Genomic DNA, 16761 nt, shown 5'->3' with positions numbered 1-16761 from the left:
TATCGGAAGATCAGTGTCTTTTAGTCTTAACCGACCGACGAAGTAGACACCAAATCATAAGATTAATTCCAAATAAAACTGCTGAATCTGTCAATCAGGCACTTAGGTTACTAATAGCTGAGTATCATATTTTATCAATAACTGCAGATAATGGTTCGGAATTTAGTCGATTGGTTGAAGTGTTTCCTGAGGAACATATCTACTATGCACATCCCTACTCTTCATGGGAAAGAGGTTCAAATGAAAACCATAATCGATTGATTCGGAGATGGTTACCTAAAGGAACCAAGAAAACGACTCCGAAAGAAGTCGCTTTTATCGAAAATTGGATTAACAACTACCCTAAAAAATGCTTGGACTACAAGTCGCCAAGTGAATTTCTTTTGGGTGGCTAACTTCAACTTGAAATTTGGGTTTTTATGATAAAAAACCAAATACCGCAAAAAACTTCATAGAGGATGAAAAAGAGGATGAAGCAATGAAGGAAAAATTCCTGGGGAAGTATATAAATGACCGGATCTTTCAACGGGTCAAAGAGCCAGGTCGAATCACCTGGAAAGAGCAGATGATGGAAGAGAACAAAAAAGCTATCAAAACCAATCAGCAAGCCCACTAGCGCAATAAGCAAAGGTGCTAGTGCCATCCATAGAAAAACAGTTCGATAGAGCTTGCCATATCCTTTTCGCACCACTTCTTTCCAAAAATAGAAAACTGCAGTCAAACTAATCAGGAAAATAAGCTGTGCCAGATGAAAGAGAACTTTCACATCCGCAAAATGTTTGAGTCCATCTTCCGAAGAAGAAAAATTTGGCATGTCTAAAACACTTGCAAAAGGATTGGTCAGATAGGTCATCAGAATATTGAAATTATAAGAAATATCCGCCGCTTTCATGTAGACCACTTTTTCCAACCCCAAAAAAGAAATCTCAAACGGATAAACTAGCCAAGCTAGGTAGATGGTTCCTAGAACTGCAGCCGACAAGACAAATAAAATCGTTCCGATAATCTGTAACTTAGTTCTCATCAAAACTCCATTCATCTAGGCTGTTGAGGACATGGGTTGGAGCCAGGGGTAAGTCTGCTACTTCTTCTGGCTTGGTAAATCCAGTCAGGACTAAAAGAGTTGGAAATCCATTGTCAATCCCTGCACGAATATCCGTCAGGTAGTTATCTCCCACCATTACCGTTTGGCTGCGTTCTGTACCTAAAATCTCCAGAGCCTTGTCCATGATGATGGCTTCAGGCTTACCGATAAAGGTCGGCTCTACTCGGGTAGCTGCTTTCAAAAGTGCAATCAGTGAGCCTGCTCCTGGCAAATGACCTCTTTCAGTCGGAATGTTCAAATCAGGATTGGTACCGATAAAGGTCGCTCCCTTTTGAATAGCCAAGGTGGCAATGGTCAGTTTTTCATAGGTCAACTGAGTATCCAAACCGACAACAACATAGGCTGGATTTTCCGTGTCTTCCACATAACCTGCCTCAAAAATGGCAGACTTGAGCCCGTCTTCTCCAATGACATAGACTGTCTTTTCCTTGCCCAAATCATTCATATAATCTACCGTCGCCAGACTGGCTGTATAGATTGTTTCAAGCGGTGTTTCAATGTTAAAGTTTTCAGCCAACATAGCCTGCACCATCTCAGGACGGCGGGTGGTGTTGTTGGTCACGAATAAATAGGGAATCTGACGTTCTTGCAAGCGATGAATAAAACGTTCACCAGCAGGAATCCGCTTTTTCCCTTCATAAATCGTACCATCCAAATCAATTAAATAACCTTGATAATTCATAATTCTTACAACCTTTTTTAACATAACAAAATATAGAACTATAGAAACAAGTGATAGAATCTGTCATTACTTAGGAAATCCACCACGAATCAATTTCATTTCTCAAACATAATTTGCAACTTTTTACTGTCATCCTGTTAAATACCGTAAAAATCAACTGTTTCAATTATAACACAAACCAAGTTACCAGTTAGCTTTTAATGTAGATAAAGAAATAAAATTCTGCAACCAATTTAACAAAATCTTGCAACAAATTAATATAATTTTGCAACCAGCCAAAATAAAAAGCAAACAAAGTTAATTTTCTGTAAAACAGAATAACTTGTTCGCTTTATTTAATTGATGAACTAATCACATTTTAAAGGACAGTTTAGATGATAGCCACTATCTCCGCAATCAAGGCTGGGTCGGTCACACCTGTCACTTCAGCTACGACTTCTGGTAGGGATTTTTCCTGCAGGAGAGCTTGGAGTTGAACAGACTGCTCATCTGTTTCATCCTTGTAGCCAAAGATATAGCTGACAGTCGCAAGGAGGTTGTCATAGGACAAGCCACGCTCACGGAGTTCACGGATTGGACGGATAAAACGTTCGTCATAACCGAGTTTACGGATTGGCGTCCGAGCCACACGGGCAATGTCATCTACGATATATGGATTTTCGAAGCGGCTGATGATGACCTTATGGTAGTCCACCAAGGCTTGCTCGTCAAATCCCCATTTGGCAATCAGAAGACTACGGATTTCCGCCAGAACAGCTTCTACCTTGCTTTTCACCTCTGGATTTTGCAGAGCCTCTAGAATGGTTGTCGCTCCAAAGTGAGCTCCTGTATAGGCAGATGTCGCATGGCCTGAGTTGACAGAGAAAAGTTTGCGTTCAATGAAGGGCTCCAAGTCCGCTTCATAGTGAACACCCTCCAGCTTCAAGTCTGGATTTTTCATGCCTTGGGTTTCGACTACCCACTCGTTGAAAGGCTCCACCACGACGAACAATGGGTCCTCATGACTTTGAGCGGGAACGATGCGGTCCACGGCTGCATTTGGAAAACCAACAAACTCCGCTGCGTAAGCCAAACCTTCTTCTGACAAGTGTTTTTTGACTTCTTCGTAAAGAAAGGCAGAGCCACCAATCATGTTTTCACAGGCCAAGACATCAAGCGGTTGGGTATTGCCTGCTTGGCGACGGGCTTCAATACCCTCAGCGACCAAGCCAGCAATGAAAGGCAGGATGTTTGGCCCAATAGCTGTCGTTACCAAATCAGCTGTGGCAAGTGCTGCAACAACTTCTTCAGGATGTTGACGATTGTTAATCCCACGCACCCCTGAAACTGCAATGTGGCGTTGGCCTTCTTCTGCAATCTCAATCTCGTAAGCATGACGCTGGTTCAAGGCATCAATAATGGTTTCATTAACATCAACAAAGGCAATCTCAAAGCCGTTTTCAAAGAGGATTTCCCCGATAAAGCCACGTCCGATATTACCTGCTCCAAAGTGAACTGCTTGTTTCATCTCTTTTCCCTCCTTATCCTACACTATTTAGCAATGCTACAACTTGCTCTTCTGACTGAGCATCCGCTAATTTGACCACATTATCAACATCTGCACAGAAGATAGAGATTTTCTGGATAATGTCTAAATGCTCGTTGCCCAAACCTGCAATACCAAATAGGACTGTCGCAATCTTTGGTGATTCTTCCGTACCAAAGTTGACACCTGCTGGCACCTGAACAATGGTAATACCTGACGAAAGAACTTCCTTTTTGGCTGCATCTGTTCCGTGAGGAATGGCGATGAAGTTGCCCATGTAAACAGACAATTCTTCGTTTCGCTCAATCATGGCTTCGATATAAGCTTCATTGACATACCCTGCTTGGACCAACTGACGTCCACAGTAGCGAATCGCATCTTCTTTGTTGGCGAAGGCTTGGTTTAATTTAATGTGGTTTGCTTGAAATTCCATGTTAATTCTCCAATTTCTTGATAGTTTCTGTAAAGATTGAGTTGAGCAACTGGTAGATGATTTCTTGGTTGCCCGTTCGGTAAATCTCCGTGTAGAGTTTGTTTTCGATAATGGATTGACTGATAGCGGTCATCAGTTCGCGGACTTCTGCCTCCACGCCTAGCGGCGTCAACATGACCAATATGCGTTGGACTGCTTCCTGCTGATTGTTCATGGAAAGCGCTGAAACACTATTTTCCAATTCAGCGATGACAAATTGACTGCGGGTCACCTGACTGGACTGGGTGTGAATGAGGGCCAGATTGGTCTGGGGAATGGCCAGCGGACTGACAGCAAAGCGGGACAAGAGTTTGTCTGCCAAGTAGGCTCTGTCGTCCACATGGTCCAACTCTGCTACAATGGCTGTCACTGCTTCTTCAAAACTAGCCTGCTGACCGATATGAGTCAAGCGGAAGGATTGCAAGACTTGACTGCTGGCTGTCAGATAGGCCTGCAAATCATAGTGCCGTTCTTCTCTGATGTCTTCCCTTATCAAGACCGTTCGATTTTCTTGAATGGCCTGCAAGGTTTCCTGTAGGTCCAAAATCTCCTGCGTATTCGGAAAGGTGGAAATCAGGTGAATGTCCTCTTGCGTTAAGGGTTTGGTGGTCAGGCAGTAATCATAGTGATCCAAGTTCAACTGGGACAGATTTGTCGTACTCTGCACATCAATCCATTCCACAAAAGGTGCGATATTTTTGATTTTTGATACCAAAACACTGGTCGTTAGTGGCCTTTCGTCCGTGACCAAAAGCAAGCGTATAGGGTAGATATCTGGGCTTCTGCGTAGGCTTGAGGCGAAGTGCAGAGTGACCAGTTCGTACTCATATTCATTGTGTAAGTAGGACGGTAAGATATCCTGCATGACTAGGCTTACCAGGCGATGTAGGAAGGGATTTTTCTGGGTAGCCAGATAGGCGACGTTGGTGGTCGCGTGGTCTGGAAAGAGCATGGGCACCGCCAAACTCAGTCGAATGTGGTTAAAGAGCAGGGGAAAGAGCAGCCTGTCCTTAATGAAATCAATCTTGGTAAAGCGGGAGACCGAGTCGATTAGCTGGGAGATGTTGTAGTAGAAACCACTGTCAAAGCTTTCTCTGAAAAGTGGCACTTCCTGTCGCTTGATAATCAGCTCATCTAAAATAGTGGCAAAGAAAATGATTTCTTGGATATTGTAGAAGCGTTTGCTAGTCTGGGCCAGGTCCATGAAGACCTTCTGGGAGAAATCCAAGGCTTCCTTGGACACACCAACTCGGTGGTCCAACTCCCCCTGATTATCCGCTAAACTCAAGAGAATAATCAGCAACTGCTTGAGCTTGGAGTCAATGTCTCCCAGGGCAGCTTGGTAGCTCTCGAAGACGTGGCGGCTTTCCTGCACCACTTCCTTGTCCAAAATTGGATAACTGGCATAATCATCCTGCCAAAAGTCCTGAATGGAAATCGCATTGGCTAGGAGAATGGCTAAAATTCCCCGTTTCTGACTGGCTGAACCTGCTAGACCATAGCCTTTTTGACGGACAAGCTCTACGCCAAAGTCCGACAAGCGTTTTTCAATGGCTGCAATGTCCTGAATAACTGTCACATTGGACACCAAGAACTGCTCTTGAAACTGCTCATTGGTCACCACCTGTGGACTGGTCAAGAGCTGATAGGTCATCAGTTCCAAGCGTTGACTGGGAGAGTAAGAATCCATGGTCTTGTAGTCTTCCAGAGCTGACAAGTCACCTGCCAGATAATACTTCTTCCCGTCCTTGACCAAGTCGATTTCATGCTCGACCAAAAAATCCGTCAAATCAGACAAGGTCCGATAGACAGTCCGCGAGGACACCTGTAAAATATCCGCCATTTCTTTCAATGAAAGCTTCCCTACCTGGAGGAAAGCTTTCATCAGTTGTTCTTCACGTTTTGTTAATAGCATAGGTTTATTATACTACATTTTAAGGTAAATGATACTCAATGAAAATCAAAATCAGGCTAGGCGAGGCAGACGCAGATAGAACTGAAGTTCATCAAGTCAAGTCAACGACGACTGAGTTTGATTTTCGAAGAGTATTACTTGTGCATACGAGCGACAATCTTGTCATATTCTGGTGTTGTTACTAAGCTATCTACAACCAAGAGTTGCGCATTTGGAGCAGCCTGTTGTACTTCTGCTTGCTGTGAAATGGTTGTGACTACAAGGATATTTTTCGCATTGTGCTCAGCTAATTGTTCAAACGGTACGCTTGCAACTGGAATACCGATTCCCTTGTTTTTAAAGATAGCAGCCAGGGTTGCTTGCCCCATTGTGGCAGAACCTTGGGATTGGCTGTAGGCAAAAACTACTTCATCAATGTAGTTCAAATCAATTTCAGCTTGGTTTGCTTCTTCTGAGACTCGAGCTGCAACTGCAACAGCAGGTTGTCCTAGCAATTGAGCAACGATTTCATCGTATTTTGGAGAAGTTAGGAAGTTGTCAACAGCGACATGAATGGCACGTGGCGTCCGTTGAGCTGCACGATCTGCCAATTCTTGCTGGGTCACAATCAAGGTATAATCTGTATCCTGCAAATTAGCGATTGCCTTGTTGGTGACTGGAATATCCAAGCCAGCTTTTTTGACTTTTTCGCGAAGGAGCGAAGCTCCCATAGCAGAGCTACCCATACCAGCATCACATGCAAAGATGATTTGTTTAACTGAGTTTGTTGAAATTTCTGCTGCGACTGTTTCAACAACTTGGCCTTTGGCAGCAGCCTTGGCAGCTTTTGTTGCAGCCTGTGCTGCCTCCAATGATTCACCTTCTGACTTGTCAGCTTTCAAGATGATAGCGGCAACTAGGAAGGAAGCAAGAGCACCTGCAAGAACACCTGCGTATACAGCAAGTACATTTCCAAGATAGCCATCACCTTTTGGTACCATACCAGTAATAGCGATGATTGAACCTGGAGATGCTGCTGCTGCAAGTCCCGCATTAAGCGTTTGGAAGACAAAAGTGCCTGATACACCACCAGCGATAGCTGCGAGGAAGAGTGCTGGTTTCATCATCACATATGGGAAGTAGATTTCATGGATACCACCGAGGAAGTGGATAACCATTGCGCCCCATGAAGAAGATTTTGCGGAGCCTTTCCCGAAGAAGGCATAGGCAAGCAAGATACCAAGACCTGGTCCAGGGTTAGCTTCCAAAAGGAAGAGAACAGACTTACCTGCTTCCAAGACTTGCTCTGTTCCGAGCGGTGTAAAGATACCGTGGTTGAGGGCGTTGTTTAGGAAGAGGACTTTAGCAGGCTCGATGATGATGTTAGCAAGTGGCAAGAGTTTCATATCCACAATTGCTTGTACGCCATTACCAATTGCACCTGTCATACTCTCAACAAACGGACCAACAACCTTGAAGGCTACCAACATCAAGGCAAAACCAATCAAACCAGCTGAGAAGTTGTTGACCAACATCTCAAAACCAGGACGGATTTTAGGTTGTACCTTTTCATCAAACTTCTTAATAGCCATAGCACCAAGAGGTCCAACTACCATTGCACCAATAAACATTGGAACACTTGAACCAGCAATAACACCCATGGTCAAGATGGCTCCCATGACACCACCACGTTGGCCGTAGACATTGTAACCGCCAGTATAACCAATCAAGAGTGGCAAAAGATAGGTAATCATCGGACCAACAATCGTTGCAAAGGTTTCATTTGGCAACCAACCTGTTGGAATGAAAAGCGAGGTCAAGACACCCCAAGCAATGAATGCACCGATATTCGGCATCACCATATTTGAAAGAGTTGTTCCGAGTTTTTGGAGACGAACTCGTAATGAAGAATTTTCCATATTATTTTTCCTCCTGTTTTTGTAATTTTATTATACAAAAAGCCTTGTCACAACAAAACTCAAATCTTGTCACAATTTTATTGACAAGTTACTCATTTAGATAAAAAAACAAATACATTGGTATTATCCAATATATTTGTTTTTGCTATATTTTTTATTCAACTGTGACCGCTTTTGCCAAGTTACGAGGTTTATCGACATCCAAGCCACGTTGGAAGGATGCGTAGTAGGCAATCAACTGAGTTGGAATTACCATAGAGATGCTTGACAAGAATGGGTGCACCTTGTTGACCACGATATCATCGCCTTCACGGTCCAAGCCCTCTTCCACTACAATCAAGGTATTAGCGCCACGAGAAACAACCTCAGCAACGTTTCCGCGGGTGTGAGCTGCTACTTTTTCATTGGCAGAGAGCAGAGCGATCACTGGAGTACCGTCTTCAATCAAGGAAATTGTTCCGTGTTTCAATTCTCCAGCCGCAAAGCCTTCTGTCTGAATATAAGAGATTTCTTTCAACTTAAGAGCCGCTTCAAGCGTCACATAGTAGTCATTGCCACGGCCGATATAGAAAGCATTGCGAGTCGTTGCCAAGAGTTTTTCAACCTTTTCAGCAATCAAGTCTTTCTCAGAAAGAGTAGCTTCGATAGACTGGGCAACAATTGACAATTCATGTACCAAATCAAAGTCGATTGCCTCTTGCTTGCCATTAGCTTCACCAACTGCCTTAGACAAGAAGGCAAGAGCTGCCACCTGAGCCGTGTAAGCCTTGGTTGAAGCAACAGCAATCTCAGGACCAGCATGGAGCAACATGGTATAAGTCGCTTCACGTGAAAGGGTTGAACCAGGAACGTTTGTAATAGTCAAACTTGGAATGCCTAACTCGTTAGCACGCACCAAGACCTGACGGCTATCTGCTGTTTCACCTGATTGGGTCAAGAGGATAAAGAGTGGCTTCTTGCTGAGAATTGGTAAGTGGTAAGCCCACTCAGACGCCACACCCAACTCAACAGGTGTATCTGTCAAGGCTTCAATCATATTCTTAGAGGCGAAACCTGCATTGTAAGAAGTCCCAGCCGCCAAGATGTAAATGCGATCTGCCTCTTGAACAGCTTTCACAATCGCAGGATCCACTATCATCTTACCGTCTGCATCTGCGTATGTTGAAATCAATTTACGCATAACAGTTGGTTGCTCGTCGATCTCTTTGAGCATGTAGAATGGATAAGTTCCCTTACCGATGTCTGACAAGTCAAGCTCAGCCGTATAGCTATCGCGTTCAATGGCATTGCCTTCGTAGTCTGTCACTTGGACATTATCTTTGGTCACAATAACCAATTCTTTGTCGTGGATTTCCATGTATTCGCTGGTTTCACGAATCATCGCCATAGCATCTGAGCATACCATGTTGTAACCATCGCCCAAACCAATCAAAAGTGGAGATTTGTTTTTGGCAACGTAAATCGTATCAGGATTTTCAGCATCAATTAAGGCAAAGGCATAAGAACCTTGAATGATATGAAGAGCTTTTTTGAAGGCTTCCAAAACAGACAAGCCATCTTCTTCTACGAATTTACCAATCAAATGAACAGCGATTTCCGTATCTGTCTGACCCTTGAAATCATGACCAGCCAAGTAGTCATTTTTCATCTCAAGGTAGTTTTCAATCACGCCATTGTGAACCAGGACGAAACGGCCTGTTTGTGAGGTATGTGGGTGAGCATTTTCCTCAGTTGGTTTCCCGTGAGTCGCCCAACGAGTATGACCAATCCCTGTTGTCCCCTCGGTCGTATCACCCACTTTAGCAGACAATTCTGCAATGCGTCCAACAGCCTTTACCAAGTGTGACTGGTCGCCACCTGTTACGAAAATACCTGCTGAATCATAACCACGGTATTCTAACTTTTCAAGACCTTGAATCAAAATGTCCGTTGCGTTTGTATTTCCTACAACACCAACAATTCCACACATATTCTATCACCTTCAATTCAGACGAATTGAGCTTTCTTAATTTTTTCTTAAATTGGTATAGTCAAATTCAAATCTAACAAAACCATTGAAATCAGTATATAACAAGATTTCATCCTTGTCAATATTTTAATTGGTCTAGTCAGATTCTGAAAATTGCATTGACAACGAGACCACTGATTTTCAAAAATGAAAAGGCCAGTTCTACTGAACTAGCCCTGTCTTAATAAATCCAAATTCTGAAAGGGGACTTAGCCTGAATGTCAATCTCCCAATAATATCTTCTGCAGGAATCAATCCAAAACTACGACTATCCTGGCGATTGGTTCTATTGTCATTCAAAACTAAAAAATAATTTGCTGGAACAGCCTCATACGCTCCATTTGTTAAGGTCGCTATAGTAAAATCTTCTGTATAACTTTCTTGTGAATGAGGTGTTTTCAAATAAGTTTCTGTCACAATCGCATTATCTCTATAGAGGACATCATCCATATAGGTTACGGTTTCATCATTTAGAGCGATGACCCGGCTGACATATTCCTTGCCATCATATGTATAGAGCACAAAGTCACCATGTGTCAAGTTTTCATTCCGAACAGTAACTATAAAGTCACCTTCTTTAATATAATTGTTGGCCATCTGTGTAGTAATCGTAACTGGTTCAAAGAACCACACTCTCAAACCAATCAATCCTACTATCAACAGAATAAGCAGACTAAGTTGCTTTACTAAATCTCTCTTTACCATATTCTCTCCAATCATTACCCATTATATCATATTTTCTGGACTAATCATTCATAAGATGATGATAAATTTCCTCAGCGATAACTTGATTTCCAAGCGGTGTCAAATGCAGACCGTCACTATAGTATTCCAAATGCCCCTTGGTCAATGGATAGAGATTGATGACTGGAACTCCCAACTCTTGACCAATTGCTGGAATAATGGTTTGCAATTCATCTTCAATAATCTGATTATTTAGCCCAAAACGGCTGGTTGGCACGAAAGGTGGAATGACCAGATAGACATCAGGCTGGCTAGGTAAATTCAGGTATCGCTCTGCCATTTCCCTGTATTCGCAAATAAATCGCTCCCTATTCCAGTATGGACCTCGGCTGTCATTACTCCCAATCATGATAATGACAATATCTGCATCACTTTCCAGCGATAGCTGAGCATTTTTCTCATTAAAATAAGGGAAATCTGCAGTTGACTGTAGGGAGCGACCGCTCAAGCCAAAATTGGATACTTGATAGTGATGGCCCAGCTTTTCAGCAAGAATGCAGGGGTAGGCATCTTTTTCACGATTCTCAAGCCCATATCCGTAGGTCAGGCTATCACCAACTGTCGCAACTTTAATGGCCCCGCTTCCAACTGTCAGGACCTCTGGATACATAATATCTGACACGTCAACTCCTCTGATTATATTTTTTTCTATTGTATCATCTTGAAAAAAATAAATAAACTCCTGAATTTGTGATATAATGAACATATGAAAAAACATGTAATTATTATAGGTGGAGGGATTGTCGGTTCAACTGTTGCATTCTACCTCTCACAAGAACCATCCATTAACCTAACACTTATCGACCATGGGGTTGGTACTGCCACCCGAGCTGCTGCCGGGATTATTTGTCCCTGGATGGCACAAAAGAAAAACAAAGACTGGTACAAGCTGACATCAGAGGGGGCTGTCTTCTACCGCAAACTGGTCGCAGATTTAGAGGCGGCCGGTGCTAGTGACATCCCCTTTAAGCAAACCGGAACTATCGGCTTAAAGAGTAAACCTGAATTGCTGGATAAGATTCAAAAGATTGCAGAAGATCGCCGTGTAGACACTCCAACTATCGGACAGATTACAACCATGCAAGGGGCAGAAATCACCGACTACCTCCCACCACTCAAACCTGATTTTTACGGCATTCACTTAGAAGGAGGTGGCCGTATCGATGGTGGACGATTGATTGACATACTGCAAGAAGAGGTTTTGAAAAATGGCGGAGCGCGATTGCAGGGGCAGGCAAAAATGCTAGATGAACACACAGTCGAGCTAGATGGTCAAAAACTGTCTGCCGACCATATCATCCTAGCTGTAGGAGCCTGGCTACCACATATCCTTGACCCCCTGGGCTATCAGGTGGATGTACGACCTCAGAAGGGACAATTATTAGAATTAGATACCGAATACGACACCAGCACCTGGCCAGTCTGCATGCCCTATGGGGAAATCGATATTTTACCATTTGAAAATGGAAAAATTATTATTGGTGCAACTCATGAAGACAATATGGGATATGACTTAGAGTTGGATTCTGAAAAAATAAAAGCCATGCACATTAAGGCTAGTGAATTCATGCCCGATTTAGCAAATTATCCTGTGGCTAGAACTCGAATTGGTACCCGAGCATATACTTCAACTTATTCACCTTTCTACGGAAATATCGAAGATAAACCAACTGTATGGGTAGCAAGTGGTTTAGGCTCTACTGGGTTGACAAATGGACCATTTATCGGCTGGCAAATTGCTCAGGAAATTTTAGAAAATGATACCAACTTCGACCGATCAGCCTATTCACCTAATAACTATATTCAGAAATTATAAAATAACCAAAGGCCACTCGAATTGAGTAGCCTTTTTATTATATGCATACATTGTAAGTAAATAAAACAACATTACAAATCAAAATCCTCTTTCAACTTATCAATCACCTGTTGAAGTAAATCCCGATTGACACTGTATTTGACATTCTTGTCTTTGGCATTAAAGAGAAGCAGGTCGCCGTTAATCAGTTTCTGGGTGTGAAAGGACACTGCTGCCCCTGTAATAGCCAGACGTTCTGCAATATCCTTGCTCTTGGCATGGGGCTTGGTCAGCTCCACCAAGACCTGATAACGCGTACTATCGCTAATGACTTTAAGAGCCGTTGTCAAATCATCCAGATCCAGCTCGTCATTTGAGAGCATAATCTGGTCAATTCGACAGGAAGCTAGAAGAGCAACTTTCATATTGTCAAATTGCTCATTACCATAATAGGCAAACCAATAATTCCAAGGACTGAGAACGAAGAATTGGGCAGTTTCCACACCCAGAGTATCCAGACTGGTCATGGCTAACTGCTTGGACTCTCTGTATAGTTTTTCAATGTCAAATTCCTGAGCAAAGGCTTCACGCTCCGCCCTTGCCTGCTCAAAGTAGGGCTGGTAGATTGGAAGCATCTTGTCCAAGAGAGCGACAGACCGCTCAACAGTTTCTAGTGGATTGCGGATTGCCAGCGACCAGTACCATTTATCAGCTGGTTTTTTGCCCGTATTCTCCAAGAGTTCCATGGGGCTGAGGTCCTTCTCGCGATGACCTTCATTTTCTGATGCCAACATGGTCCGCATAGTCTCTTCTACTTCTTCTTGAGACAGCTTTAAAATCAACTGACAAGCTTCCTCGACTGTCTTTGGATCCTGCCCATCATTCAAGAGATAGAAATAAAGACTATGCAAAATGTTAAAGATATGACCCCAAACAAAGACCTCGTTAACTTCCTGACGAAAATCGGCCAGTTTTTCCTCTATTTCATCTCGAATTTCCAAAGCATCTTTGAGAATGTCTTTTTCTTTCTGTGAAAAATCCGCCTCAATCGGTTCCTCACGTTCCGTGACAATTAAAGGAATAAAGAACTTTTCAACAATCTCGCTTCTATAATCTCGGTAATCTAATTTCATATTGCTTCTTTCTAAACTTGAACGAACTCTTTTTTGGTTTAATAACAGTATAGCCCAAGAGTCCCACAGAAAGCAAGAGGAAGATAAGGGAGATGCTTGTGACAGACAAAAGTGTCACCATCAGAGCTACCAAGGCTTGACCTGCAAGCATCCCAATATTAAATATGGTCCCCATTCCTGCATTGATAGTCGCCAATTTATCCTCTGGTAGTTCATTCATTATCAAGGCATACAATTTTGGATTGATAATACCAGCCGTCATGGTATTGAGTAAGATAACTACCATTACAATATAGATATTATGAAAGTAAAATCCGACAAACAGCATGACCGACAAACCTGTGCAGAACTTGAGAAGATTGGTCAAGCTGACATGTTTGAAGAAAGCCACACCTAGACTAGAACCAAGGATGTAACCAACAGAAAATAGATTGAAGACCAAGGCAAGAGTTATGCCAGAATTGACAATCACGAAGTCTGGAAATTCCTTCATAGCCAGGATAACCAAGGGAGATACAGCACTAACAACCGTATTGATACCCGCAATGGTCAGAATCGAAACCTTTAGTACAGGGATGTTTTGAATGGCTTGATAGGATTCTTTGAGGCTCAGACCAATTCCCTTGATAAGGCCTGCTTCTGTTTCGGTTTGTTCAACTTCTTGGATAGGATTTTCTTTCAACAACTTGGCAAAAGCTGGACGCAAACCTGCCATAATCGCAAGGCTGACCAAGAAGGTCCCAGCATTGAAAAAGGCAAGATGTTGGTAAGACATATAACCGATGAGAATGGCACCACTGGATCGAAAGACAATCATCAAGATTCCGCCAATGGTATTCTTAAAAGCCATAGCTGTTTCACGGTCTTCTGCCTCCAAGACCCGCAGGCTAAGTGGCATATAAAGACCATTTTCATATTGGCCAGCCAAGTCAGACAAGAAATTCACCATACAAACGACTGCTACAATCCAAAGGGCAGGAGCAAAGCCCATTAAAAAGCCAACAAGGGCATAGAGACCGACACGAACCAGCAGGGTTGCAAGAATGGTATCCAATTTATTTTTCGTCTTATCTGCCCAAATCCCGATAAAGAGACCTGCTAAAATCGGCAAAGTTTCAGAAGCCGTAATCATAGCCAAGGCAAACTTGGTATCTGGTAAGAATAAAACATAATTCATCAAAGCCAGATAGTAAAGCGTGTCTCCAAAGTTGGAAATCAAGTCTGCCACAAAGCTAGATAGGAATAATTTATTGTTGATTAGTTTTTTCATAAACATCTCCTTAAATATCAATTAAACATTCGTTTAATTTTATTTTACACTTTATTTTAATTAAGTCAACACTTAATTTTATAAAAATTAAATATTTTTTAAACATCCATTTAATTTTTCTTCTATCTGGCTTTTTCTTGACAAGATGAGCACATTTTGTTATAGTATTGTTCGGGCACCTCTTTTGAGAGGTCGGAGAAAAGGCTCCCTAGTTTTAGGGAGCTATTTTTGTTTTTCCCAGAGAACATTACACATTTGGAGGACTTATTGGATGAAGAAAATCGCATTTGATTCAAATAAATATTTGAATTTGCAACGTGACCATATTTTAGAACGAATTGCTCAGTTTGATGGCAAGCTCTATATGGAATTTGGTGGAAAAATGCTGGAAGATTTCCACGCAGCCCGTGTTTTACCAGGCTATGAACCAGATAACAAAATCAAACTCCTCCAAGAGTTGAAAGACCAAGTAGAAATCGTCATCGCCATCAATGCCAGCAATATCGAACATTCTAAGGCACGTGGCGACTTGGGTATTTCTTATGACCAAGAAGTCTTCCGCTTGATTGACACCTTCAATGATATTGATATTTATGTCGGTTCTGTCGTCATTACCCAATACCGCAACCAACCAGCCGCAGATGCCTTCCGCAAACAGTTGGAAAAACATGGTATCAAGTCCTATCTCCACTACCCAATCAAGGGTTATCCTTCTGATATCGACCACATCATCTCACCAGAAGGTATGGGCAAAAATGACTACATCGAAACCAGTCGCAATCTTGTCGTTGTCACCGCACCTGGACCTGGTTCAGGTAAATTGGCGACTTGTATCTCCCAACTTTACCACGACCAACTACACGGCGTAACATCAGGCTATGCTAAGTTTGAAACCTTCCCAGTATGGAACTTACCACTCCACCACCCCGTTAACTTGGCTTACGAAGCAGCCACTGCCGACCTAGACGACCTTAACATGATTGACCCCTTCCACCTGCAAACCTACGGCAAAACAGCGGTCAACTACAACCGTGATATCGAGGTTTTCCCTGTCCTCAACCGTACCTTTGAACGTATTTTGAACAAATCACCGTATGCTTCACCTACGGACATGGGGGTCAACATGGTGGGCTACTCCATCGTGGACGAGGAAGCGGCTATCGAAGCATCCAAGCAAGAAATCATCCGCCGCTACTACCAGACCTTGGTTGATTTCAAGGCAGAGCGGGTTAGCGAGCAAGCAGTTAAAAAGATTGAACTCCTCATGAATGAAGTCGGTGTGACACCAGCCGATCGTAAGGTCGTTATCGCTGCGCGCGAAAAAGCAGAGCTGACATCCAGCCCTGCCCTAGCTATTCAGTTACCAAATGGAGAGATGGTAACAGGAAAAACATCCGACCTCCTCAAACCAACTGCAACTGTTCTTCTCAATGCTATCAAGCAAATCGCTAACATCGATGATGAAATACTTCTTATCGAACCAAACTACATCCGCCCAATTCAAGAATTGAAGGCAGATTATCTGGATAAGACCAATACACGACTCGATGCAAGTGAGATTCTTAACGCCCTTGCCATCACGGCACAAGACAGCCCTCTTGCTGCACGTGCCATGAAAGAATTGGGCCAATTAAATGGCAGCGAAGCTCACTCAACAGTCATTTTATCTGATGAAGACAAGAGCGTCCTTCGTAAACTAGGTATTAATCTTACCTTTGACCCTATCTACCAACATAACAAGTTTTATCAGGCTAAATAACCAATCAAGTTCTAATCTCTTTTTGAGGTTGGAACTTTTTTCCCAAATTTCAAGTTGAAGTTAGCCACCCAAAAGAAATTCACTTGGCGACTTGTAGTCCAAGCATTTTTTAGGGTAGTTGTTAATCCAATTTTCGATAAAAGCGACTTCTTTCGGAGTCGTTTTCTTGGTTCCTTTAGGTAACCATCTCCGAATCAATCGATTATGGTTTTCATTTGAACCTCTTTCCCATGAAGAGTAGGGATGTGCATAGTAGATATGTTCCTCAGGAAACACTTCAACCAATCGACTAAATTCCGAACCATTATCTGCAGTTATTGATAAAATATGATACTCAGCTATTAGTAACCTAAGTGCCTGATTGACAGATTCAGCAGTTTTATTTGGAATTAATCTTATGATTTGGTGTCTACTTCGTCGGTCGGTTAAGACTAAAAGACACTGATTTTTCGCTC

At 42.6% G+C, this 16761-nt stretch carries 15 protein-coding genes; 3 read left to right on the top strand and 12 right to left on the bottom strand.

The genetic code is table 11. The features are described from left to right. Positions 1 to 395, top strand: a 395-nt coding sequence (locus C1E99_RS01325) for an IS30 family transposase (protein WP_153060139.1), incomplete at its 5' end; no start/stop codon positions are given. A gap of 2 nt (positions 396 to 397) precedes the next feature. On the opposite strand, the gene C1E99_RS01320 is transcribed toward C1E99_RS01325, so the two are convergent. From C1E99_RS01320 to C1E99_RS01275, 9 genes are all read right to left on the bottom strand, one after another. Continuing rightward, positions 398 to 1024 (bottom strand): TIGR01906 family membrane protein, encoded by a 627-nt coding sequence (locus tag C1E99_RS01320; protein ID WP_105206366.1) that lies wholly within the window; start codon positions 1022 to 1024, stop codon positions 398 to 400. Then, the gene (locus C1E99_RS01315) at positions 1014 to 1787 is read right to left on the bottom strand and encodes a TIGR01457 family HAD-type hydrolase (RefSeq protein ID WP_105108336.1); all 774 of its coding nucleotides are present in this window, start codon (positions 1785 to 1787) and stop codon (positions 1014 to 1016) included. The genes C1E99_RS01320 and C1E99_RS01315 overlap by 11 nt, the downstream gene beginning before the upstream one ends. Positions 1788 to 2157: 370 nt before the next feature. Next, the gene (locus tag C1E99_RS01310) at positions 2158 to 3294 is read right to left on the bottom strand and encodes a mannitol-1-phosphate 5-dehydrogenase (RefSeq protein WP_105206365.1); all 1137 of its coding nucleotides are present in this window, start codon (positions 3292 to 3294) and stop codon (positions 2158 to 2160) included. A gap of 13 nt (positions 3295 to 3307) precedes the next feature. After that, positions 3308 to 3745, bottom strand: coding sequence for a PTS sugar transporter subunit IIA (locus tag C1E99_RS01305; RefSeq protein ID WP_105206364.1), 438 nt, complete (start codon positions 3743 to 3745; stop codon positions 3308 to 3310). A gap of 1 nt (position 3746) precedes the next feature. Further along, the gene (locus C1E99_RS01300; RefSeq protein WP_105206363.1) at positions 3747 to 5699 is read right to left on the bottom strand and encodes a BglG family transcription antiterminator; all 1953 of its coding nucleotides are present in this window, start codon (positions 5697 to 5699) and stop codon (positions 3747 to 3749) included. 134 nt (positions 5700 to 5833) lie between these two features. After that, a complete protein-coding gene (locus C1E99_RS01290) occupies positions 5834 to 7597 on the bottom strand; it encodes a PTS mannitol-specific transporter subunit IIBC (protein ID WP_105206361.1) in 1764 nt (587 codons plus the stop codon). Positions 7598 to 7751: 154 nt separating this feature from the next. Continuing rightward, positions 7752 to 9566 carry a glutamine--fructose-6-phosphate transaminase (isomerizing) gene (gene glmS / locus C1E99_RS01285; protein WP_105206360.1) on the bottom strand — a complete coding sequence of 605 codons (1815 nt, stop codon included), beginning with the start codon at positions 9564 to 9566 and terminating at the stop codon, positions 7752 to 7754. Positions 9567 to 9767: 201 nt separating this feature from the next. Next, positions 9768 to 10310 carry a signal peptidase I gene (gene lepB / locus C1E99_RS01280; protein ID WP_105206359.1) on the bottom strand — a complete coding sequence of 181 codons (543 nt, stop codon included), beginning with the start codon at positions 10308 to 10310 and terminating at the stop codon, positions 9768 to 9770. 40 nt (positions 10311 to 10350) lie between these two features. Then, positions 10351 to 10971: a GDSL-type esterase/lipase family protein gene (locus C1E99_RS01275; RefSeq protein ID WP_105206358.1), complete on the bottom strand. Its 621-nt coding sequence runs from the start codon at positions 10969 to 10971 to the stop codon at positions 10351 to 10353. 84 nt (positions 10972 to 11055) lie between these two features. Between C1E99_RS01275 and C1E99_RS01270 the strand changes: the two genes are divergently transcribed. Continuing rightward, positions 11056 to 12165 (top strand): NAD(P)/FAD-dependent oxidoreductase, encoded by a 1110-nt coding sequence (locus tag C1E99_RS01270; RefSeq protein WP_105206357.1) that lies wholly within the window; start codon positions 11056 to 11058, stop codon positions 12163 to 12165. Positions 12166 to 12236: 71 nt separating this feature from the next. Here the strand turns inward: C1E99_RS01270 and C1E99_RS01265 are convergent, their stop codons facing one another. Both C1E99_RS01265 and C1E99_RS01260 read right to left on the bottom strand, forming a co-directional pair. Beyond that, positions 12237 to 13277 (bottom strand): ArsR/SmtB family transcription factor, encoded by a 1041-nt coding sequence (locus tag C1E99_RS01265; RefSeq protein ID WP_105206356.1) that lies wholly within the window; start codon positions 13275 to 13277, stop codon positions 12237 to 12239. After that, on the bottom strand, positions 13252 to 14547 hold the full coding sequence (locus tag C1E99_RS01260; protein ID WP_105206355.1) for an MFS transporter: 1296 nt from the start codon (positions 14545 to 14547) through the stop codon (positions 13252 to 13254). The genes C1E99_RS01265 and C1E99_RS01260 overlap by 26 nt, the downstream gene beginning before the upstream one ends. Positions 14548 to 14818: 271 nt before the next feature. Between C1E99_RS01260 and C1E99_RS01255 the strand changes: the two genes are divergently transcribed. Continuing rightward, positions 14819 to 16306 (top strand): DUF1846 domain-containing protein, encoded by a 1488-nt coding sequence (locus C1E99_RS01255; RefSeq protein WP_105206354.1) that lies wholly within the window; start codon positions 14819 to 14821, stop codon positions 16304 to 16306. 60 nt (positions 16307 to 16366) lie between these two features. On the opposite strand, the gene C1E99_RS01250 is transcribed toward C1E99_RS01255, so the two are convergent. Next, the coding region (locus C1E99_RS01250; RefSeq protein ID WP_153060138.1) for an IS30 family transposase at positions 16367 to 16761 on the bottom strand (395 nt) is incomplete at its 5' end.

The organism is Streptococcus suis (assembly GCF_002964045.1).
GTDB classification, from domain to species: Bacteria; Bacillota; Bacilli; order Lactobacillales; family Streptococcaceae; genus Streptococcus; species Streptococcus suis_U.
The sequence above is the reverse complement of the archived record's forward strand: the minus strand, read 5'-3'. Positions and strand labels throughout refer to the sequence as shown.

What these genes read in the sequence shown, in the direction of transcription:
- C1E99_RS01320 (WP_105206366.1), bottom strand. Translation starts at nt 1,024, where the DNA reads ATGAGAACTAAGTTACAGATTATCGGAACGATTTTATTTGTCTTGTCG.
- C1E99_RS01315 (WP_105108336.1), bottom strand. Translation starts at nt 1,787, where the DNA reads ATGAATTATCAAGGTTATTTAATTGATTTGGATGGTACGATTTATGAA.
- C1E99_RS01310 (WP_105206365.1), bottom strand. Translation starts at nt 3,294, where the DNA reads ATGAAACAAGCAGTTCACTTTGGAGCAGGTAATATCGGACGTGGCTTT.
- C1E99_RS01305 (WP_105206364.1), bottom strand. Translation starts at nt 3,745, where the DNA reads ATGGAATTTCAAGCAAACCACATTAAATTAAACCAAGCCTTCGCCAAC.
- C1E99_RS01300 (WP_105206363.1), bottom strand. Translation starts at nt 5,699, where the DNA reads ATGCTATTAACAAAACGTGAAGAACAACTGATGAAAGCTTTCCTCCAG.
- C1E99_RS01290 (WP_105206361.1), bottom strand. Translation starts at nt 7,597, where the DNA reads ATGGAAAATTCTTCATTACGAGTTCGTCTCCAAAAACTCGGAACAACT.
- glmS (WP_105206360.1), bottom strand. Translation starts at nt 9,566, where the DNA reads ATGTGTGGAATTGTTGGTGTTGTAGGAAATACAAACGCAACGGACATT.
- lepB (WP_105206359.1), bottom strand. Translation starts at nt 10,310, where the DNA reads ATGGTAAAGAGAGATTTAGTAAAGCAACTTAGTCTGCTTATTCTGTTG.
- C1E99_RS01270 (WP_105206357.1), top strand. Translation starts at nt 11,056, where the DNA reads ATGAAAAAACATGTAATTATTATAGGTGGAGGGATTGTCGGTTCAACT.
- C1E99_RS01265 (WP_105206356.1), bottom strand. Translation starts at nt 13,277, where the DNA reads ATGAAATTAGATTACCGAGATTATAGAAGCGAGATTGTTGAAAAGTTC.
- C1E99_RS01260 (WP_105206355.1), bottom strand. Translation starts at nt 14,547, where the DNA reads ATGAAAAAACTAATCAACAATAAATTATTCCTATCTAGCTTTGTGGCA.
- C1E99_RS01255 (WP_105206354.1), top strand. Translation starts at nt 14,819, where the DNA reads ATGAAGAAAATCGCATTTGATTCAAATAAATATTTGAATTTGCAACGT.